18 protein-coding genes are annotated in these 21594 nt (G+C 56.9%); 6 read left to right on the forward strand and 12 right to left on the reverse strand.

The window, feature by feature from the left end:
- Positions 1-83: 83 nt before the first annotated feature.
- The 3 genes from DWX39_RS01685 to DWX39_RS01695 form a co-directional block, all read right to left on the reverse strand.
- Positions 84-1349 carry an MFS transporter gene (locus DWX39_RS01685; RefSeq protein WP_117635842.1) on the reverse strand — a complete coding sequence of 422 codons (1266 nt, stop codon included), beginning with the start codon at positions 1347-1349 and terminating at the stop codon, positions 84-86.
- Between the two features lie 11 nt (positions 1350-1360).
- Positions 1361-2425, reverse strand: coding sequence for an ornithine carbamoyltransferase (locus DWX39_RS01690; protein WP_117635843.1), 1065 nt, complete (start codon positions 2423-2425; stop codon positions 1361-1363).
- A 121-nt stretch (positions 2426-2546) separates the two neighbouring features.
- Positions 2547-3785 (reverse strand): agmatine/peptidylarginine deiminase, encoded by a 1239-nt coding sequence (locus tag DWX39_RS01695; protein WP_117635844.1) that lies wholly within the window; start codon positions 3783-3785, stop codon positions 2547-2549.
- Positions 3786-4024: 239 nt separating this feature from the next.
- Between DWX39_RS01695 and DWX39_RS01700 the strand changes: the two genes are divergently transcribed.
- The gene (locus DWX39_RS01700) at positions 4025-4588 is read left to right on the forward strand and encodes a TetR/AcrR family transcriptional regulator (RefSeq protein ID WP_117563584.1); all 564 of its coding nucleotides are present in this window, start codon (positions 4025-4027) and stop codon (positions 4586-4588) included.
- Between the two features lie 202 nt (positions 4589-4790).
- Here the strand turns inward: DWX39_RS01700 and DWX39_RS01705 are convergent, their stop codons facing one another.
- The 6 genes from DWX39_RS01705 to DWX39_RS01730 form a co-directional block, all read right to left on the reverse strand.
- Positions 4791-6071, reverse strand: coding sequence for an MFS transporter (locus tag DWX39_RS01705; RefSeq protein ID WP_117635845.1), 1281 nt, complete (start codon positions 6069-6071; stop codon positions 4791-4793).
- A 159-nt stretch (positions 6072-6230) separates the two neighbouring features.
- On the reverse strand, positions 6231-9485 hold the full coding sequence (locus tag DWX39_RS01710) for an ABC transporter ATP-binding protein/permease (protein WP_117758285.1): 3255 nt from the start codon (positions 9483-9485) through the stop codon (positions 6231-6233).
- A 221-nt stretch (positions 9486-9706) separates the two neighbouring features.
- Positions 9707-11398 (reverse strand): FAD-dependent oxidoreductase, encoded by a 1692-nt coding sequence (locus tag DWX39_RS01715; protein WP_117758286.1) that lies wholly within the window; start codon positions 11396-11398, stop codon positions 9707-9709.
- Positions 11399-11624: 226 nt separating this feature from the next.
- On the reverse strand, positions 11625-12587 hold the full coding sequence (locus DWX39_RS01720; RefSeq protein WP_117758287.1) for a redoxin domain-containing protein: 963 nt from the start codon (positions 12585-12587) through the stop codon (positions 11625-11627).
- Positions 12588-12622: 35 nt separating this feature from the next.
- On the reverse strand, positions 12623-13534 hold the full coding sequence (locus DWX39_RS01725) for a 4Fe-4S binding protein (protein ID WP_117758288.1): 912 nt from the start codon (positions 13532-13534) through the stop codon (positions 12623-12625).
- Positions 13527-13673, reverse strand: coding sequence for a CD1871A family CXXC motif-containing protein (locus DWX39_RS01730; RefSeq protein ID WP_197032826.1), 147 nt, complete (start codon positions 13671-13673; stop codon positions 13527-13529). The genes DWX39_RS01725 and DWX39_RS01730 overlap by 8 nt, the downstream gene beginning before the upstream one ends.
- An 89-nt stretch (positions 13674-13762) precedes the next feature.
- Between DWX39_RS01730 and DWX39_RS01735 the strand changes: the two genes are divergently transcribed.
- A complete protein-coding gene (locus DWX39_RS01735; RefSeq protein WP_117758289.1) occupies positions 13763-14437 on the forward strand; it encodes a response regulator transcription factor in 675 nt (224 codons plus the stop codon).
- The gene (locus tag DWX39_RS01740) at positions 14434-15582 is read left to right on the forward strand and encodes a cell wall metabolism sensor histidine kinase WalK (RefSeq protein ID WP_117758290.1); all 1149 of its coding nucleotides are present in this window, start codon (positions 14434-14436) and stop codon (positions 15580-15582) included. The genes DWX39_RS01735 and DWX39_RS01740 overlap by 4 nt, the downstream gene beginning before the upstream one ends.
- A gap of 116 nt (positions 15583-15698) precedes the next feature.
- Here the strand turns inward: DWX39_RS01740 and guaA are convergent, their stop codons facing one another.
- Positions 15699-16679: a glutamine-hydrolyzing GMP synthase gene (gene guaA, locus DWX39_RS01745; RefSeq protein ID WP_117758291.1), complete on the reverse strand. Its 981-nt coding sequence runs from the start codon at positions 16677-16679 to the stop codon at positions 15699-15701.
- Positions 16680-16976: 297 nt separating this feature from the next.
- Between guaA and DWX39_RS11105 the strand changes: the two genes are divergently transcribed.
- Together DWX39_RS11105 and DWX39_RS10890 are read left to right on the forward strand one after the other, a co-directional pair.
- Positions 16977-17981, forward strand: a complete 1005-nt coding sequence (locus tag DWX39_RS11105) for a helix-turn-helix transcriptional regulator (RefSeq protein WP_199411428.1) — start codon at positions 16977-16979, stop codon at positions 17979-17981.
- A gap of 68 nt (positions 17982-18049) precedes the next feature.
- Complete coding sequence (locus DWX39_RS10890; protein WP_147336364.1) at positions 18050-18229, forward strand: hypothetical protein; 180 nt, start codon at positions 18050-18052, stop codon at positions 18227-18229.
- Between the two features lie 90 nt (positions 18230-18319).
- On the opposite strand, the gene DWX39_RS01755 is transcribed toward DWX39_RS10890, so the two are convergent.
- Positions 18320-18904, reverse strand: coding sequence for a hypothetical protein (locus DWX39_RS01755; protein WP_055252406.1), 585 nt, complete (start codon positions 18902-18904; stop codon positions 18320-18322).
- A gap of 9 nt (positions 18905-18913) precedes the next feature.
- Positions 18914-19144, reverse strand: a complete 231-nt coding sequence (locus DWX39_RS01760) for a helix-turn-helix transcriptional regulator (RefSeq protein WP_055252407.1) — start codon at positions 19142-19144, stop codon at positions 18914-18916.
- 451 nt (positions 19145-19595) lie between these two features.
- Here DWX39_RS01760 and DWX39_RS01765 point away from each other — a divergent pair, with 451 nt between their 5' ends.
- On the forward strand, positions 19596-21593 hold the full coding sequence (locus DWX39_RS01765; protein WP_117758292.1) for a type IIA DNA topoisomerase subunit B: 1998 nt from the start codon (positions 19596-19598) through the stop codon (positions 21591-21593).
- Position 21594: the final 1 nt, after the last annotated feature.

Genomic DNA, 21594 nt, shown 5'->3' on the forward strand with positions numbered 1-21594 from the left:
CATGAAAAAGGGCACCGGCGTTAGCCGATGCCCTAAAGCTGCTGCAGATTAACTCCTACAGCGTATGACTAAGACGAATCGAACTATTCGTCCCAAGAGAGGCTCTTACCAGTCTTCTTTGCCAGCAGCAAGAACAGACCGATGATGACGTTGCATGCAATACAGAAGATGAAAACGCCCTGGAAGGAGCCGACAAGCTCGTATACCTTCATCATGACGGGCATGCCAAAGGCGCCGACGATATAGCCCACGGAGCAGATGAGCGCGAAGATGCGACCAAAGTCACGGGAGCCAAAGACGTCCATCACCAAAACGGTCAGAGCGGTGCCGGCGATGACGTACATGACGTCGTTAACGCCGGCAGCAAGAATGCTGAGCGTCGAGTTGCCGCTGCTCATCATGAGCATGACAAAGGAGAGAATCGAGACGGCGAGCCAGCTCAGAATGGCCTTGGTGCTGCCAAACTTATCGCAAGTGGTACCGACGATCGGGTTGAGGAACAGGTCGAACAGCGATGCGGCGGAAACCATGAAGCCACCCACCATGGGGCTAAAGCCGACCTCGGCGGCATAGGTGGGGAACAGCTGGTTCATGCAGCAAGTAAGCTGAACGAGGCAGAGGAAGCCGATGCAGAAAAAGAATGCAGGCGACTTAATAGCGCGTGCGTAGCTAACGCCACGTGCACTATCCTCGGTCGTCTCCTCGGTCTCGGCGACCGTCTCGCCTTCGACATAGCCATAGGGCAGCATGCCCTTGTCCTGGGGCTTATAGCGGATAATCAGGATGGAAGCGGGAAGAATGAGCACGGCGGAGACGCCAGCGAGCACCAGATAACCAGTCCTCCAGCCAGCAGCCTCAATGACAGAGGTGATGACGGGACTCATGATGAGCATGTAAATCGAGTTCACTGCCCAAGCGAGACCAATTGCCAGGCCGCCAGATTTTTTGAACCACTGGTCAATAACATCGGACATGGCGACGCCGGTAGTGAAGGCGAAGCAAACGCCAATCAAAGCACCAGCTGCGATGAACATCCAGACTTCGGTGTAGAAGGCCATGCCTGCGCCAGCGGCGAGCAGAATAAGCTCGACGACGGGGAGCCAAAACTTGCCAACAACCTTGGGGATGAGTTTTCCGACAAACGGAAGAGCCGCTGCAAGACCAATGAGCGTTGCAGTGAAGTAATACGAGAAGATGGAGTAGTCAAATCCGAACTCCTCGCACACGGGCGCGACGAAGGAGCCAGCGATTACGCTATAGGATCCGGTCGTACCGGCAGACATGAGGCCGAGCGCGATCACGAGAACCCATGCGTAAACCTTGCTGCTCTTTAACTTTGCATTTTCCATTGATACAGCTCCTAGAGACCCAGAAGGGCGCACATAACGGCCTTGATGGTGTGCTGACGGTTCTCTGCCTCACGGAAGATGACCGACGCGTTGGCCTCAAAGCACTCGTCCGCAATCTCAAAGCCCTCGGTGATGATTTCACGATGCAGGTCGTTCTTGCACTGGTCGAGCAACATCTTGCCAACGCGGTGATTTGCGTTGTGAACAGAGGGGAGCTCGTGCATGCAGAAGATGTCGGGGTTGTTGGTGCGCTTGCACAGCTCACTGGTGACGCGATAGGGGTACAGGGACTCGGCGTCGCCAAGCCAAGAGTTGTAGTCGTCAGGGTCCAGAACCTCGTCGCCGCACTCGGGGTTGATGTAGCGCCACTCCTCGGTAACGATTACGTCGACACCGTCCAGAGCATCAAGGTCAGAGGTGATGGTGAAGGTCCTGTTAGGCGCGTACTTGGCGTAGCAGGCCTCAACCTCCTCGATCATTTCCTTGCACATCTGGTGACGGAGGTCGTCGGGGCCGATGGCGAGGAAGTCCATGTCGAGCATCGCGCACAGACGGCCATACCACACGGGGGCGCCGGCGCAGTTGCCAACGAAGGCCATCTTCTTGCCACGGCTCGTGCGCAGACCACCCCACTGCTCCTCCATCGTGAGAGCGTCAGCGAGCATCTGGGTCGGGTGATCGCCGAGGGTGAGGGCATTGATGACTGGAATATCGACCAAGTCGGCGACATCATAGAGGAACTGCTCGTCCTTTTGTGCACGATAGACAATGAGATCATACATGCCGTTGAAGACGCGCATGGCATCCTCGATGGTCTCGCAATCGCCCATGTGGGAGTTGGTCAGATAGGTGAAGCCCATGCCCAGGTCGTTGCAAGAGGTCTCAAAGGCGCAACGAGTGCGGGTCGAGCCCCACTCAAAGTTGGCGAGAACGTTCTTGCCGGGGAAGTAGCGCTGGTCGACACCGGACTTTTTCTGGGCCTTGAGGTTCCAGGCAAGATCGATGAGGTAACGGAAATCCTCAGAGGAAAGATCGTGGATGTTGAGGTAGTCGCGACCGCGAAGGCTGTTGTTCATGCCTATTTCCTTTCAATTGTTTGATGGGTAAGTGTCGAATGCGCCCCCGAGGGAAACACGGATATCCCTCGGGGACTGTAAATGTGGCGCTTGGATCAGGCAGCGCAAGTTTAAGAACTTGCTAGCAGCTGGCGGCCACGTCCTTGGTCCAGCAGTGCACGCCGCCGCCGGACAGGTTAAGCGCGAGAGAGTCGATCATGATGACCTTGCGATCGGGGAAGCAGCTCTCAAGAACCGCCTTGGCCTGCTCGTCCTTCTCCTTCACGACTTCGCTCATGCCTTCGTGGTAATAACGCTGGCCAAGAACGACGCCGTTGCAGATGAGGAAGTTGCAGTAGCTTGCTGCGGCATAAAAGTGAACGGGGCCTTCGGGCCAAGGGGTGCCATCCATGAACTTGCCGCCCATTTCGTCGATGAAGCCCTTATACAGCTCGTAGTCCTCGTCGCCGGGAGCGATGACAACCTCGATCGGCTCGGCAGTGGGCATGCGGACGATTTCGAAGGGCTTGCCCTCCCAGTCCGTCTCGGCGCGTAGAATCTCGTAGGCGGCGTCGATGCGACGATGCGATTCCGCGCCCGCCTTGCTCGAGGCGGCCTCCTCATCGGATACCTCGGCAAGAAGAATCTTGTTCGGGGTGATAAAGCGGCACATCTCATCGATGTGGGCGGCGAAGCTCATGCCGAAGACAGGAGTTCCATCTTCCTTCTCGTCGAGGATGCCCAGTCGATAGTCGTCGTCCTCAAGCATAGGCTGCGGCAGCCAGATAACCTTGTTGAGGTTGTAGATGCGCTTGTACTCGGCCTCCACTTCCTCTTTTGAGAACTCGGGATTGCGCTTGCGGCATTCCGTGTCCTCGATGGCGATCAGGGTGCCGTGACCGTCAAACTCGCGGTCGCCGCCCTCCGAAACCATTTCGGAATTGACGATATCGAAGCACCCGAGCGCAACCGCCATGTGAACAGCTGCCCTGCGTGCGGACTGGCACTCTGGGGAGTTCTTGTCCCACACGCCATAATAGGTCCAAGCGGGGTTGACCATATAGGAATGGCCTTCGTCGTCGACCATGATGCTGGGGCCGTTGTCGCGAACGTAGAAGTTGGAGTCTTCGAACTGCGTAATCTGGATACGGTCGAGATCCACCCCTTCTTCTTTAAGGCGCGAGCAGGCTTCCTCGTAGGAGCCGGGGGTGCCACAGTTGAGATTGACCGTAACGTCGCCATACTCAAGCAAAGCTTTAATTACGTCAACGCAGGGCTGGCGATTATCGAAGCCCTCTGCGCGAATGTAATCGGGAAGCCATGTCACATAGACGTTGGAGCGCTTCTCAAACTCGCCCGGCATACGATAGTTCTCGTACATGGTTGGTCCTTCCGTCGGGTTTCCCGCAATGCTGTCCGGCCGCGACAATAGCGGGGTTACACCAGCTATAGTACTACTATACCTACCGTTCGGTAGGTGTTTTTGTATAATTGCCATTCGCCTGTCGATACCTACCGTTCACCGTTTATAGTGGTCGTGTTTGGACACGAATTGATGTTCCGTTGCCATTCTTAATAATGTTGGCAATGCGGAAGTGATTTGCAATGGAGAAGTGAAGCGTGAGCACAAAGGGAAAAATATTGGACGCAATGTATGATCTTGTGGCAGAAGTCGGTTACGACAAGGCGTCCATTGGAAAAATCTGCGACCGTGTCGGTATATCCAAGCCATCGGTGTACTACTACTTTCCCTCTAAAGAGGATATTTTCACCACGCTCTTAGATAGTATGTTTCCGACTATCGACTATCAGCGCGACTACTCGCTAATAGTCGATAGGGACGGATTCAAGGCGGCGCTTATCGAGCTCGGCAATTCGGTTATAGGTGGCTATCGTAGTGATGAAAAGCGCCGTCGCGTGCTGGCCGAGGTCAGTATTCAGGCAAATCGAATCCCTGCAGTTCAGGAACGTCAGGCAACGGCGATCAACCGAACTATGGACGCGCTTAAAGACATCCTTCTCCATGGCCTAGAAATTGGCGCGTTTTCCGATGAAACAGACGTCATGCTGTACGTGCAGATTCTTTACACCGTACTTGAGGGAGCGAGCAATACCGTTGCCCAAGATGAAGACATCGATGAAAAGGCTGTTTGGGCAGGGATCGTCGAACTCATGTTTAAATAGGCGCGTAATAACAGAGGCACCTTGGCAAGCGCGATGCGACGACTTGCGGGGTCGCGGAATGGTTCGAAACCCGTGTTCGCGATGATTGCAAAAGTTGTTGAATAGAAATTGGGGCCGATTCCAGCTATGTTGGAATCGGCCCCAATTTCGTTTTAACTTGCGGAGACAAATGACAGGGCTGAAGGGCAGTTCGTTGGTCAGGTTATTTCGCGGTAGTCTTATTGAGGATACCGGAAACTAAAGCAAATGTCGCAATCAGAAGGTTGCAGATGATACAGAAGACGAATACTCCTTGGAAAGACCCTGCCATACCGTAAACCTTCATCATGACTGGCATTCCGAAAGCTCCGACAACATAGCCCGCTGAGCATATAATCGAATAGATCCTTCCAAAATCGCGTGATCCGAAGAGCGAGAGGAGAATCATCGGCATTGCAGTTCCAACGATGGCGAACATGACGTCGTTTACGCCGGCCGCGATGATGGAAACGGTCTCGTTGCTTCCGCCAAAGATGAGAAGTAGGAATGAAAGAATGCTGACTCCCGTCCATGCGACCGTTGCTTTAATAGCACCGAGCTTGTCGCATGTTTTGCCTACGAAGGGATTTAGGAAAATATCGGAGAGCGAAGCCGCCGAAACCATTAGGCTTCCCACGATGGGATTGAAGCCGACCTCGCTTGCATAGGTCGGGAACAGCTGGTTCATGCAGCAGGTGAGTTGCGCCACGCAGAGCAGAAGGGCGCAGAGAATAAAAGATGGCGTTTTCGCGGCATCGCGGAGCGCCATGCCCGAAGAGACATCTTCCTTTTCATCGGCGCTGTAGCTCTCATGGGTTTCGGAGGTAGTCTCTCCGTACGGAAGCATATTGCGATCAGAAGGCTTAAGGCGAATGATAAATGCGCTTGTGGGCAATATCATGGCTGCAGAAACGGCCGCAAGTACGATGTAACCCGTACGCCAGCCTTGCTGCTCGATGACCAGTGTAATGACAGGACTCAATAGCAGCGTGCAGAGAGAATTAACGCCCCACGCAAGGCCGATGGCAAGACCAGACGATTTACTGAACCATTGGTCAATGACATCGGACATGCAGACACCCGTTGTGAACGAAAAGCAGATGCCGATCACTGCGGCGGAGACGATGAACATCCAGACCTCGGTGTAGAACGCCATTGCGGCGCCGGCGGCAATAAGGACGAGTTCAACGCAAATATGCCATGGTTTGCCGATTACTTTTGGAATGAAACGACTCAAAAGCGGAAGCCCAAGCGCAAGGCCAAGAAGAATCGCGGTGAAATAGAAAGAGAAAGAAGTGTAGTCAAAGCCCAGGTCTTCACATACAGGAGCGATGAATGAGCCGGCAATGATGCTGTAGGTGCCGGTTGTTCCCGCAGACATTAAACCGAGCGCAATAACGACAATCCAAGCAAATGCGCCGCTCTCACGGGGGCGGTCCTTTTCGGCTGGTGCGATGAGAGTCATGGTTACTCCGTTTCTATCGGCAATGCAACCTATATGCCTACCGATAGGTATATAAAGATGGAGATTCTTCGTCAAGTGTTAAGCGGGGAGCGGGGACCCTTAACGTGCCGAACGGTAATTGGGCCCCCAATGTGACAAAGGGGCTGTCCCTTTGTCGCATTATTCGGAGCGCAGGGCCTCCACGGGATCCTTCTTGGATGCGCTGCGGGCCGGCAGCAGGCCGGCAACGACCGTCAGCAGCACCGAAATTACAATGAGCATCAGCGCGTCTTGAACGGGCAGGCTCATCAGGTTGGGCACCTGCTTGGCCGCAAGCGCCCAGGCATTAACCGGAAAGCTCACGGCCACCACGACGACAATGGCAAAGACGCCGGCAATGAGGCCTTCGATAAAGGTCTCGGCATTAAATACGTTTGTCACGTTGCGCTTTGACGCGCCGATCGCGCGCAGGATGCCAATCTCCTTTTTGCGCTCCAGCACGCTGATGTAGGTGATGATGCCGATCATGATGGAGCTCACCACCAAACTGATACTCACGAATGAGATGAGCACCAAGCTGATGGTGTTCACGATGTCGGTCACCGAGCCCATGATGATGCCCATGTAGTCGGTATACGAGATTGCCTGCTCATCGTGACCAGCGGCTTTGACCTGCTTGTTGTACGCATCGATGTAATCGAGCACGCGCTCCTTGGCCTCAAAGTCGCGCGGGAAAATCTTGACCGAAATGGGGTCCGCCTCGTCCGCATAGCCCAACGTGGTCAGATTGTTGTCGTAGGTGAGCTTCGACGCCTTGGCATAGCTCATCATGAGCGAACTCAGGTCCTCAGCGTCCATGTTAAAGTGGATAGCGCGAGCAAAGGCGTTCGCATCCACGCGCATGGCGCTCGCCAAGTTGGCAAAACTCGAAGACATCTGCGTCGCCATTTGGTCCGTAAGCCCTGCCGCACCCGCCTTGAGCTGGGTTGATACCGTCGTCGCAATCTGCTCGCTGACCGCCTTCATCACCTGATCCATAGACTGCTGCAAATACGGAGCCAGCTGCTTTTGCACATAGTCGCCCATCACCTGCTGCAGACGCTCGGCCAGGGCATCGCCGCCGAGCGCCCTGAGCTGAGCCAGGTATTGCTGGGCTGCGGCATCATTCTCAAGATATGCCGAGAATGCGGCAGCGAGCTTTGACGCGTCTTTAAGGTCTTCGGGTGACAGCGCCTTAAACTGATCAGAGCGCATAAAGCCCTCAAACAGCTGGTTGGCAAGTGCTCCCACCTGCTGCATTTGCTCAGGCGTGAGCTCAAGACCATCAAAGATGCCCGAGAAATCTGGGGCCGGCGCTTTGGCCATGATGTCGCCGAAGTCGATGTCCTTCCCAACACCCGAAAGGTCAATGTCCAGGCCGGACAAGTCGAGACCAGAAAGGTCCATACCGCCGGCTGCGCCCGAGAGCGCAGACGTATCGAGTGAGAACGCGCTCTTCAGTGCCGCCTCGTCTACGCTGAACATACTGCCCAAATCCACGCCCTGCTTGGCTTCGCCCTGCAGCTCGTCGAAGGTTTTGCCCGTAAAGACATCCGTCTCGGGGTGGGCAAGCTGCTCCTGCACAATCTGCGAATCGGCAGCACGCTCCATAAGCTGGCGAGTCAGCGCATGCGTATAGACAATGCCCGGGGACAATGCGCTCGCGTTTGCCGTCTCGTTGGGTCGCACCACGCCCACAATGCGCACGTCAATACCGTCGGCAACCTTGGCTTTCATAAAGTCGGCGTCGCCAGACATGTCAGTCCACATGCCGGTCTCTTCGTTTTTGCGATAGGCATCGGCCGGCGACAACACCTTAAACGTCGTGGACAGTGCATCGTCGTAGGTAAAGTCGCTGCCGGTCTTGGGCGTCTTGACCTTGCCGTCGGCCGTCATGGCACTGTTAACCAGGTCGTTGAGCTCATCGATATCCAGCGCGCCGATACTGTAGAGCGTGTAGTCGCCCACCGTTCCGCGGCTCGAAAGCACCATCACGGCCTCGTTGGCGGACGTAGGCCAATGGCCGGCAACGACATCGTACTGGCTGTCGAGCAGGCTCTGGTCGTCAATCATCTCGTTAAAGACCGAGGTTCCCATGGAATCCATGCTCACCGTTGCCGCCGAGCTCGCGCCTCCGCTCATGGCCTCGGTCATGGCGTTGGGCACCAGCCGGACAGGCTTCTCATCGCCATTCCCGGCACGATAGACAACCGGCGTCACGCCGTAGCCGTACTGAATGGCGTTGACCTCTTTATCGATGCCGTCGCCACCGGCATCGAGCCATGCCTTAAAGCTCGTCATGTCGTTGGACTTAACGCTTGCGAACATATCCTTTACGGCCGTGACCACAGGGATCTTATCGGTCCCCTGAGCCTTGCCGTCGGTGCCGTCGTCGGACGAACCCTCGTTCTTGGACGTATCGTCATCCGTGGCCCTATGCCCGCCCATCATGGACGACAGGTCGTAATCTTGTTTGGAAATCGTAAGCGGGTAGCTCGAGAGTGTGTCCTCCTCGACCTTTTTGATGTAGCCGTTTACGCCATTGGAGAGCGCCAGAATCGCCGCGATGCCAATAATGCCAATCGAACCTGCAAAGGCCGTCATAGCCGTACGGCCCTTCTTGGTCATGAGGTTTCGGGCAGAAAGCCCCAGCGCCGTTACAAAGCTCATCGAGGTTTTGCGCGTGGGCTTGGCCTCGCGACGCGCGGCCTCGGCAGCATCAAAGGGATCTGAATCGTCGGTGATCTTGCCGTCCGCCAGGGTGACGATGCGCGTGGCGTACCTGTATGCCAACTCGGGATTGTGCGTGACCATGATGACCAAACGATCGCGCGCAACATCCTTGAGCAAATCCATGACCTGTACGGATGTCGTTGAGTCCAAGGCGCCGGTCGGCTCGTCAGCCAGCACAATCTCGGGGTCGTTGATCAAGGCGCGGGCAATGGCCACGCGCTGCATCTGCCCGCCCGAAAGCTGGCTCGGGCGCTTGTCAACGTGCTCGCCCAGGCCAACTGCCTCGAGCGCCTTGCGCGCACGCTGGCGGCGCTCGGCACGCCCCACGCCCGTGAGCGTAAGCGCCAGCTCCACGTTTTCCAAAATGGTCTGATGCGGAATGAGGTTATAGCTCTGGAACACAAAGCCGATGCGATTATTGCGATAGGCATCCCAATCGCGGTCGTTGAAGTCCTTGGTCGAGATGCCGTCGATCAGCAGATCGCCCGAATCGAAATGATCGAGTCCACCGATGACGTTGAGCATCGTAGTTTTACCCGAACCCGAGGGACCCAGGATGGCTACAAACTCGTTATCGCGAAAAGACAGGCTTACGCTGTCGAGCGCTACCTGCGTAAACGACTGCGTAACGTACCTTTTGCAAATAACTCTGAGATCCAGCATGGACGGCAACCTCTCTCGCGCGGGCGCGCTCGCCCGCTCCCCCGCCGTTCACGTTCGGCGCGTTTGTCCTACTCTATCCTCATTTTTGGCCGATACCAGTGAGGAATGTAACGAACCGCGCCAAAAAACGAACGGGACAGCACGCCGCATGGCGCACCATCCCGCATACAACATCCCCGATGCGACAAAGAGGCTGTCACTTTGTCACATTCCAATGCGCGCTACTTTTCGAGCCCGCACGGCATAACGTTAGCGCTGCCGCGGCGAGCCTCAGTCACGGCTGCAAAGAAGCGATAGCCGCCCGAGAAGTTAAAGCACTCAAAGCCATGCTGCGCCAAAATGCGGCAAGCAATGTAGCTGCGAATGCCGCTCTGGCAAATCACGTAGACCGGCTTGGCCCGGTCGAGCTCGCCCAGGCGATTGCGCAGATCATCGACGGGAATGTTTACGAAACCATCGATATGCCCGCGCTCATACTCCCCTTCCGTACGAACATCGAGCAGCTGCACGCTGCCATCGCGTGGCAAGTTGGGCTCATCCTCCCAATGCCACTGCGCCAGTATGCCGCGATTGAGGTTCTCGATCATAAAGCCCGCCATATTGACGGGATCCTTCGCCGATGAATACGGCGGCGCGTATGCTAGGTCCAAATCCTTAAGCCTATCGCCGCGCATGCCTGCCTGGATGGCAGTCGCCAGAACGTCGATACGCTTGTCCACACCATCGATGCCCACGATTTGCGCACCCAGCAGGCGCAATCCCTGCTTCTCGAAGACAACCTTCATGGTCATGGGCGTTGCACCCGGATAATAACCCGCATGCGAACCGGGCGACAGGACCACGCTGTCGCAGTCAATTCCCGCCGCGTGTGCTGCCTTTTCGGATAGTCCCGTGCTTGCCGCCGTCAAGTCGAATACCTTGATAACCGATGAGCCCAACGATCCGAGGTAGCAGCTGTCCATGCCGGCTATGACATCGGCGACGACACGCCCCTGCTTGTTGGCGGGGCCGGCGAGCGAAATGACCGCGTCCTCGCCGGTCACCTGATGCGTGACCTGCACGGCATCGCCCACGGCATACACGTCGGCAGCAGAGGTCTCCATGCGATCGTTGACCACAATAGCCCCCTTGATGCCCAGTTCGAGCCCCGCCTCTTGCGCCAGATGGCTCTCAGGTGCCACGCCAATGGCAAGCAGCACCATATCGGCTCCGATAGGGTCATCGCCCGCAACATGGGTGACAACGCGGCCATCAACTTCCTCAAAACCTGTCACATCGGCCTTGAGGCGCAGATCGATACCGTGCTCACGCACCTCGGCATGCAAAAGGGTCGCCATGTCGTAATCCAGGTTGTTCATAAGCTGGACGGGACGCTGCAGAAGGGTCACCTGGAGCCCCAGCTCGCACAGATTCTCCGCCGTCTCGACGCCAATGAAGCCGCCGCCGATCACGACGGCACTGCTCGGTCGCCGCTCTCGAACATAGCTGTGAATACGCAGCGTGTCCTCAACGGTGCGTAGGCTAAAGATTTTATCCGAGTCGATGCCCGGCAACGCAGGGCGAATCGGCTTTGCACCCGGCGACAGGATGAGCTTGTCATACGTCTCGACAAATTCCTCGCCCGTCAGCATATTGCGAACCTCGACCGTATGCGAATCGGGATGGATGGCAAACACCTCGTGACTCGTCTTGACCGCAATGCGAAAGCGGTCCCAAAAGCCCTTGGGAGACTGCAGCGTCAATGCGCTCTCTTCTTCTATCACGCCGCCAATGTAGTACGGAAGCCCACAGTTGGCATACGATACAAAACCCGTGCGCTCAAAGATGACAATTTGGGCCTGCTCGTCGAGTCTGCGCAAACGTGCGGCCGCCGATGCGCCGCCTGCGACGCCTCCAACGATAACCACCTTCATAGCCAACGCACCACCTTTCCCGTGTAGCCGCTTATGCCGCCGATATTCTTGACACTGCCGTACCCCAAACGCTTAAGAAAACTCACAGCTTGGTTGCTTCGCGCACCGCTCAGGCAATGCACGAAAAGCTGCGTGCCCTTTCGACGTATACCCATGATGCTACCCCGAAGCAGAAAAAAGAGTCGCTGTTTCCAGCGACTCCCCTTCAGTTGTCTGTCCCACGGACTTACTGTTCGCTCTTCGCGAGTGCCTGATCGATCAGTTTGTTGAGCGCCTCGCGCTGCTCAGCGGAGTTGATGCCGCCCATGATCGGCTCTCCCACAATGTTACCGTTCTGGTCGATCACGTAGGTGGTCGGGAACGAGTACAGGTTGGAGGTGAACTTTCCGGCCTCGCTGTCCGACTTAAAGCAGATGTTCTTATACGTCACGCCCTTCTTGGAAAGCACGTCCTTGGCATCAGCCACCTCGTCTTTGTTGCCATCGAGCGTAAAGGAATTAACGCCCACGACCTGGCCGCCCTTCTCGGCAAGCTCCTTGTTGAGCTTCTCCAGATCGCCCAGCTCTCCCACGCACGGCTTGCAGGTGGTAAACCAGAAGTTCATGACGGTGACCTTGTTCTTGGAGAACAGCTCGTCGCTGTTTACATCGTTGCCGTCCAAGTCCTTGCCCTTAAAGCTGGGGAACTTCGTCTCCCCGCTCTCGCCGTTGGTCATGCCTGCGGTCGAGGCATCAACACTCTCCCCCTCGCCGGGCGTGCTGCCACATCCGGGGAACTCCTTCTCCAGCGCCATGAGCTTGTCCTCGATCTCCTTGACCTGCTGCGCGCCGGCCTTAAGCGTCTTAAGCTCGTCAGCCGCAAACTGATCCTTGGCGCCCTCGATGGTATCGAGCAAGAAGTCACCGTAGTTCTTGCCGTCCTCAATCATGGGAGTGTCTTTGTTGGCCGCAAGGAACACCTTTTCCCATAGGGCGTTATCGCTCGCAAAGATCTCGTTTTCCTTTTGCAGCAGCTGCTGGTACAGCTTGGCCGCCTCCTCGGCGCTCGACGGCTTTTGCGCTATGAGCTCGGCAATCTGCGCATCGCCGCTCGTAGCACCCTTCGCGTCGCCCTTGGGCGCAGAGCACGCCGCGAGAGTCAGCGACAGCACGGGCAGCATCAACAGAGCCGCAATTTTTGACAGTTTCATGGTTCCTCCGTTTATATCGAAACTAATATAGGTACCTATTTGTTTTCGCAGGCTTGCGCGGGCTGCGCTGGTTTGTCGCCCGTCACACCCAGCCCGTAGCGAAAGCTAATGGCATCGACGGGGCATGCGCCCACGCATTTGCCGCAACGAATGCACTCGGCATGGTTGGGCGTACGCGTAACGTCCACGTCCATCTGGCACACTTTGGCGCACTTACCGCACGAGACGCATTTGCACTGGTCAACCTGAATCCCCAGCAACGACACCTTGTTCATGAGTGCATAAAATGCGCCGAGGGGGCAAATCCATTTACAGAAGGGGCGGTAGAACAGCACGCTCAGCACCGCAACCACAATGAGGATCGCGAGCTTCCAGGTAAAGAGCTTTCCCAGCGCAGAGCGGATTCCCACGTTCATGATGGACAGCGGAATCGCGCCCTCGAGCACACCTTGCGGACAGATGTACTTGCAAAAGAACGGGTCGCCCATACCCACATCGTTAACCACCAAGACGGGCAGCAGCACCACGGCAAACAGCAGCACGGCATACTTGATGTACGTGAGCGGCTTGAGCTTTTTCGTGGAGAGCTTCTTGCTGGGAATCTTATGCAAAAGCTCTTGCAGCCATCCAAACGGGCACAAAAAGCCGCATACAAAACGTCCCAGCAGCACGCCGATTAGAATGAGCGTTCCGGTGACGTAATACGAAAAGCTAAACTTAGACGAGCCCACCACCGACTGAAACGACCCGATGGGACACGCACCCGAGGCCGCTGGACACGAGTAGCAGTTAAGCCCCGGCACGCAGACGGCTTTGCCGGCTCCCTGGTAGATACCGCCCTTGGCAAAGTTAGGCAGGTGAATATTGGTCGCAAGCGTCGCCGCCGCCTGAATCAATCCGCGGAATCTCGCCAAAAGATGCGATGCAGTGTTTTTTCTTTTATCCAATTCCGATACACTCCAAGCACAGCCTGATTGCCTTGGCCAGCACGGCATCTGCCTCGCCGCGCATAATTCCAAAGCCAACCATGGCTACCCCAACGATCAGCAAAGCCACCTGCGCCACAGGCTTAATCGCTTTGAACAATCTGACCACTCCTTTCGTTTCGCGACCCATTGGACCATACCGACTATAAAATCCGTGTTAAGCGTGAATGACTATGCAAGGAGAACGTTATGCGCATCTTGGTCGTCGAGGACGAGCGGGCGCTGTGCGATGCGATCGCACGCAGCCTGCGCAACTTGGCCTATAGCGTCGACTGCTGCTACGACGGGCAGCAGGCCCTCGATCTGCTCGATGTCGAGACCTTTGATCTTGTCGTGCTCGACCTCAATCTCCCCCATGTCGACGGCATGACCGTGCTCAGGCAACTCAGAATTACCGATTGCGAGACCAAGGTGCTCGTGCTCTCGGCACGTGGCGAGGTCTCCGACAAGGTAGCGGGGCTCGATGCGGGCGCCAACGACTACCTCACCAAGCCGTTCCATCTTGACGAGCTGGCGGCACGCATACGCAGTCTCACGCTCAGGCGCTTTACGCAAAACGACGTTGTTCTAGCCTGTGGATTGTTGAGCTTTGACACCAAAGCGCGCCTCGCCTCCGTGGGCGGCGAGACCCTATCCCTCACGCGCAAGGAGACCGGCATCTTGGAATACCTGATGCTTAACCAGGGGCGGCCGGTGAGCCAGGAAGAGCTTATCGAGCATGTATGGGACAGCAGCGTCAACAGCTTTAGCAACGCGACCCGCGTGCACATCTCGTCGCTGCGCAAAAAGCTGCGCGGCGCGTTGGGGCACGACCCCATCCGCAACCGAATCGGCGAAGGCTACGTTATGGAGGACGGCAAATGAAGCGGCTGTCGCTGCAGTGGCGCATCACGTTGATGACGGCACTGCTGATATGTTCAACCTGCGTACTTATGAATTGCCTGGTTGGCTACTCCGGCATGCGCTACATGGACTCGATCGGCAATGAACTATCGGCGCACAGCAAGGTGGAGGCGGCCTCGCCCAGCTCATTTGACCCGACAAACAAAGAGCTCGACGACGCGCTGACCATCGTCGTGAACGACGCCCAAGAATCGTTTGGCGCGACGAGCTGGTATATAACTGCAGCGGTGACGCTGCTCGGCGGCGTGCTGGCCTACTTTGTGAGCGGACATGCGCTGCGGCCGTTGCGCTTCTTTGCGACGCAAGTCGAGAGCGTGCGGCCCGACAACCTCGCCGACACAAAAATCAGCGAGGACGTGCCCTCTGAACTCAGGCGCTGCAGCGCGTCGTTTAACGACATGATTACCCGCCTTGACGAGGGATTTTCCGCACAAAGACAGTTTACGGGCAATGCGGCGCACGAACTGCGCACGCCGCTTGCGCTCATGCAGGCCCAGGTTGAGCTGTTTTGCGCCGAGCGCCCCGACGTCGATGCCGATACAGCGAGCCTGCTCGGGCTGCTGCAGGAGCAGACCGAGCGAATGACGCACATGACAAAGACCCTGCTCGAGATGAGCGAGCTGCGCAGTGTCCCTTGCAACGATGTGATTGACCTAGCGCCGATGATCGAAGAAGTGCTCACGGACCTGGCACCCCTTGCCGAGCGAAAAGACATCACGCTTACAAGTAAGGGCGACGCGCAAACGATCGGCAGCGACACGCTGATCTATCGGTTGCTGTTCAACTTGACCGAAAACGCCATACGCTACAGCGCGCCCAACTCGACCGTGCAAATCAACGCCTGCGCCGAAGGCGACCGCGTGCTGCTACGCGTGCGCGACCAGGGACCGGGCATTCCCGAGCAATACCAGACGAGCATCTTTCAGCCCTTCTTTCGCGTCGACAAATCGCGCAGCAGGGCATATGGCGGCGTGGGGCTGGGGCTTGCACTGGTCTGGGAGATTGCCGCACTCCACGGCGGCTCCATCGAGGTCGAAGAGAGCTCGGAGCGCGGAACGACCATGCTCGTGACTCTTCCCACTCGCGCACTCGGCTCATTAAAATAACGAACGGGATGGCACGCCGCGTGGCGTACCATCCCGCACATAATATCGAGGATGTGACAAAGGGACTGTCCCTTTGTCACATCTGCTAGTTCTCGTCGCCTACCAGCTGAGTTAGCTTACTCCCACTCGACCGTGCCAACGGGCTTCGGCGTGAGGTCGTAGCAAACGCGGCAAATACCGGGGACCTCGGCGGTCACGCGAGCGGTAATGCGCTTGAGCAGCGCCCAGTCGAGCTCAGGCACCTCGGCGGTCATGACGTCGACGGTGTTGATGCAGCGAATAATGCAGGGCCAGTCGTAGGCGCGCTTGCCCTCGCGCACACCGGTAGCGCGGAAATCGGGCACTACGGCAAAGTACTGCCAGATGGTCAGGCCGGCCTTGTCGATCTCTTCGCGCACGATGGCATCGGCCTCGCGCAGCGCCTCGAGACGGTCGCGGGTGATGGCGCCAAGGCAGCGGACGCCCAGGCCAGGACCGGGGAACGGCTGACGCTCAACCATGTTCTCGGGCAGGCCGAGCTCGCGGCCCACGACGCGCACCTCGTCCTTGTACAGCAGCTTAACGGGCTCGCAGAGCTCAAACTGCAGGTCCTCGGGCAGGCCGCCAACGTTGTGGTGAGCCTTCACGCCGTCCTGCGACTCCAGAATGTCGGGGTAGATGGTGCCCTGGGCGAGGAAACTGACCTCGTCACCGACCTTGCGGGCCTCCTCCTCGAACACGCGGATAAACTCGGCGCCGATGATCTTGCGCTTGGCCTCGGGCTCGTCGACGTCGACGAGCTTATCGAGGAAGCGGTCGGTAGCGTCCACGTAAACCAGGTTGGCGTCCATCTGGTTCTTGAACACGTCGACGACCTGCTCGCTCTCGCCCTTGCGCATAAGGCCGTGGTTCACGTGCACGCAGATGAGCTGCTTGCCGATGGCCTTGATCAGCAGCGCCGCGACGACAGAACTGTCAACGCCGCCGGAAAGGGCCAGCAGGACCTTCTTGTTGCCGATGTGCTCACGGATTGCAGCAACCTGCTCTTCGATGAACGCCTGAGCGAGTTCGGGAGTGGTGATACGCACCATGTCGTCGGGACGCTTGTTGGGATCCATGCAAAGCTCCTTTTCGGTTCGATGGGAATGCGCTACACGTATGCAAACGCACCGTCATATGACCTCATTATATGCAGAGCGAGGTTCGTTTCCCATCGCTGCGACGGAGCTTTTTGCAGGGGTGGCAATTTTTCCTAATGTCGAGGTCAGCTAGGCTTCGGTAGCCACCTTGGGAGCATCGCCAATAGACTCTTCCTTTATACGTTCGGCATAATCGTAGGCGATAACCACAAATTCCAGTCCCGATCAACAGGGGTAAAATGGCTGCTAATGTTGCCAGCTGTTGGGAGATGGAAGATGGACTGCGATGGCTACCCGCGCATTCCCATGCCGTTGATGTGCACCGCCTTTGTGCCGGGGCAGATTGACGCTGCGGTTGCAGGCATTTCCGACCCCGATTCACGCACCATCGCCACGGCGGAAGCGCTGTACTTTCGCGGACAGGCCACACTCGCCGCCGAGACAGCACGCCCCTATCTTGACGCCACCGACCCCGCGCTGCGCTATTCCGCATGCCTTATCTGCGGATATGCCAGTCTGTCGCTCAACCGTATCACCGATGCCCGTCGTTGCCTTGCGGGCATCCTCGATACGCCAACTGACGAGGAATCGTCTGCCGTCCACGCCACGCATATCCTGTTCGCCTCCGCCGCGAGCGTCCTGTTGCACTTGCCTTCCCCGTATTCTGCCGAAGAGTTTTATCCACTTGCGGCGCATCTGCCCGAAGGCCTGCGCCTGTTCGCCAGCTACGTGATGGCGCACGCGTTGTATCTGCGCGGCGAATACGGCCGCAGCCTGGGCATGGCGGAAAACGCCCTGATTATGAAACAGGGAAGCTACCCCATCTCGGAGCTATTCCTGCACTTGTCGGCTTCGATGGCCTGTATGAGTCTCAAAGACGTCGACGCCGCAAAAGCGCATTTTGGCGCCGCTTGGGACATTGCGCGCCCCGACGGCCTTATCGAACTCATCGGCGAACACCATGGCCTTTTGCAGGGACTCATCGAGGCATGCCTAAAATCGCAATACCCTGACGATTTCGCACGCATCATCGAGATCACGTATCGATTCAGCTACGGCTGGCGACGCATCCACAACCCCGATTCGGGCGAGGACGTGGCCGACGATCTAACGACCACGGAATTCACCATGGCCATGCTCGCCTGTCGTGGGTGGACCAACGCCGAAATCGCACGTCATATGGGAGTATCGCCGGGCACCGTTAAAAACCGCCTATCCGGCGTATACGCAAAGCTTGGCATCGGCACACGCGCCGAGCTGGTCGCGCATATGCTGCGTTAACGACCGGGCTGCCAAGCGCATCGAACACATTCCGGAACCCGGCGCTTCGCTCGCCTAAAATGGACATTTTGACCCTTGAACGGCACTACCGCCACGAAGCGGCTTCTCGCAAAGACAGCAACGTCCCCCTTACGGCAGCCGCTGCAGCACTCGCCGTGGCAGGCGCCGGCCTCGTCGCCTACAGCGCCCGCCGCACGGCGCTCGAAAAAGACACCGCCAATGAGGTCAATTCGGATAGGCCTCGCTAGCTCCTAGTTACCTTTGTGAGAGACGCCGACTCGGCTCATCGAACATCAAAATGGGCTGGTTCTGAATACCCAGAGCCAGCCCATTGCGCATTAAATGTCGTCTGAGGAGTCGAGTTCTGCCTCGAGCTTGGCACGGCGTCTTTTCGCCGTGAAAAACGTTGCGCACAGGACAGCAAACGTGGCCGCGAAAATCGTCGCACCGCAGAACACGCCCGTGACCAGGTTCGCCAACCAAAAGACGCTTTCGAGCGGTACGATCTGCGCCTCAGCGATACAGCGCATTGCGGCAATAACAAGCGCGAACGCGGCGCCGCTAAGACCGCTGACAAGCAGGAAATATCCAACAGGAAGATGCTCGGTTTGCCCAAAACGATTGGTATCGACATAGCCCTTCCGCGTTTGCAGTCCTGCGCAAATCAACATCACGAGAACGAGCCACAAATACATGGCTGCCTCGAACGGCGTTGCAAAGCCATGCGGCATTTCACTAGCGTCGCTGTGAACCCACGTAACCTGTCGAGCTATAAACTGGTAGAAAAAGATCATCAACATGCCAAACGAAAGCAGCACGAAGCCAATCTTGTAGATCTTCGCGTTCTCAGCCTCCAGGCGTTCATCCTTTGGGCCGGCATATTCACGCCACTTTTGCACGATTTTCAGATCTTCATATTTCATAGTGAACTCCTAAAGAGCATTAGGGTCGGCGTCGGTTTCGTCTTCCCAAAACAAGTCGTTCAACGTAACGCGCAGCGCCTTACAGATTGCCACGCACAAATTGAGCGTGGGGTTGTAGCCGCCCGCCTCGATAAGGCCGATGGTTTGGCGCGTAACGCCCACGGCTTGGGCTAAGTCAGCTTGCGAAAGGCCAGCCGCCGCGCGTGCCGCCTTCATGCGTAGGTTCTTTTTGCCCGGCATGGAGTTCCTTTCGTAAATGTGGACAGATATCCGTTGCAACATGACAGAAATATATTGCATCCTTCACAAGATGTCAACTATATCTGTCATTATGGAAACCATGTTCGCCATCGCCATGTGGACATAACAATCTCGATTCGCTATTCAAACTTACTCGGACAGAACCGACTCGGTTTTGTCCGAGTAAACGTGATTGATAGTCGATCGCTGTGCCCGCTCGTGCAATCAGCATCATTCGATTTTGTTTAGTAAAACTAGGTCCCTATTAAATAAAATTCGTTTGTATCCAAATTTGTTTAACAATGCCGCGTTACCACTAAACACGATACCCGTTAATCCGAACGATTGTTCGATGGATTTCGTGTTGGGTGGAATCGTCTGTGGGCTGGGCTATGCTACCTTGACTATCTATATGACTTAAACGCAGCAAAGGAGCACCGAGAGAGCGAGTATGGCAAAAAACACCGCAAACTATGGTAACGACAGTATTCGTCAGCTCAAGGACGAGGAGCGCGTACGCCTGCGCCCCGCCGTCATCTTTGGCTCGGACGGGCTCGACGGCTGCGCGCATGCCGCCTTCGAGATCCTGTCCAACGCCGTTGACGAGGCGCGCCAGGGCTACGGCAAGCTCATCATCCTTACCGCCTTTCGCGATGGCTCCATTCAGGTAGAGGACAACGGCCGCGGCTGCCCACTCGACTGGAACCCTTCTGAGAAGCGCTTTAACTGGGAGCTCGTCTTTTGCGAGCTCTACGCCGGCGGCAAGTACAACAACAACCAGGGCGGCGACTACGACTTCTCGCTCGGCACCAACGGCCTGGGCTCGTGCGCGACCCAGTACGCTTCCGAGTACATGGACGTCACCGTTTGGCGCGACGGTAACAAGTACTCTCTGCACTTTAAGAAAGGCAAGGTCGTCGGCGCCAAAAAGAAGGCGCTCGAGATCGAGCCCAGCGACGAGGACCGCACCGGTACCACCATCAAGTGGCGCCCCGATCTTGAGGTCTTTACCTCGATCAGCATTCCCCACGACTGGTATCGCGAGACCATGCGCCGCCAGGCCGTGGTTAACGCCAACGTGACCTTCCGCCTGCGCATCGAGGGCGACGACGGCGAGTTTTCCGAAGAGGATTTTTGCTACCCCAAGGGTATCGAGGACTACGTGCTCGAGAAGGTCGGTGCCGACTACCTCACCGAGCCCTTCTTTATCGAGGCCGACCGTCGCGGTCGCGACCGCGAAGACCTGCCCGACTACAACGTAAAGATCACCGCGTGCATGTGCTTCTCGCGCACCTTCATGATGCAGGAGTACTACCACAACTCGTCATGGCTCGAGAACGGCGGCTCGCCCGAGAAGGCGGCCCGCAGTGCTCTGACCAGCGCCATCGATGCTTACATTAAGCAACAGGGCAAGTACAACAAAAACGAGACCGGCATTAAGTGGCAAGACGTCCAGGACTGCCTGGTACTGGTGACCAACTGCTTCTCCACCCAGACGTCCTACGAAAACCAGACCAAGAAGGCTATCAATAACCGCTTTATCCAGCAGGCCATGACCGCCTTCTTTAAGGAGCGCCTCTCGACCTACTTGATCGAGAACAAAGACGCTGCCAACAAGATCGTGGAGCAGGTGCTCATCAACAAGCGCTCGCGCGAGAATGCCGAGAAGACCCGCCAGAGCATCAAGACCAACCTGCAGCAGAAGACCGACATGGCCAACCGCGTGCAAAAGTTCATCGATTGCCGCTCCAAGGACAAGAGCCGCCGCGAGATCTACATCGTAGAGGGCGACTCGGCAGCAGGCGCCATTCGCACCTCGCGCGATGCCGAGTTCCAAGGCGTTATGCCCGTCCGAGGCAAGATCCTCAACTGCCTGAAGGAGGACTACCCGCGCATCTTTAAGTCCGACATCATCATGGACCTTATGCGCGTGCTGGGCTGCGGCGTGGAGATCAAGGACAAGCGCATCAAGAACCTCGGTGCCTTTGACCTGGACAACCTCAACTGGAACAAAGTCATCATCTGTACGGACGCCGACGTCGACGGCTATCACATCCGCACGCTCGTGCTCACCATGCTCTACCGCCTGGTGCCCACGCTTATCGACGAAGGTTATGTGTATATCGCCGAATCGCCGCTCTACGAGATCAACTGCAAAGAGAAGACCTACTTTGCCTACACCGAGCTCGAGAAAAACGGCATCCTCAAGGAAATCGGCGACCAGAAGTGCTCTATCAACCGCTCCAAGGGTCTTGGTGAGAACGACCCGGACATGATGTGGCTCACCACTATGAATCCCGAGACGCGCCGCCTGATCAAGGTGGAGCCCGAGGACGTCACCAAGATGGAAACCATGTTCAACCTTTTGCTGGGCAACGACGAGGCGGGCCGCAAGCGCCATATCTCCGAGCACGGCAAGGAATACCTGGACCAGCTGGACCTGCAGTAGC

Source organism: Collinsella sp. AF19-1LB (assembly GCF_003459655.1).
Taxonomy (GTDB): Bacteria; Actinomycetota; Coriobacteriia; order Coriobacteriales; family Coriobacteriaceae; genus Collinsella.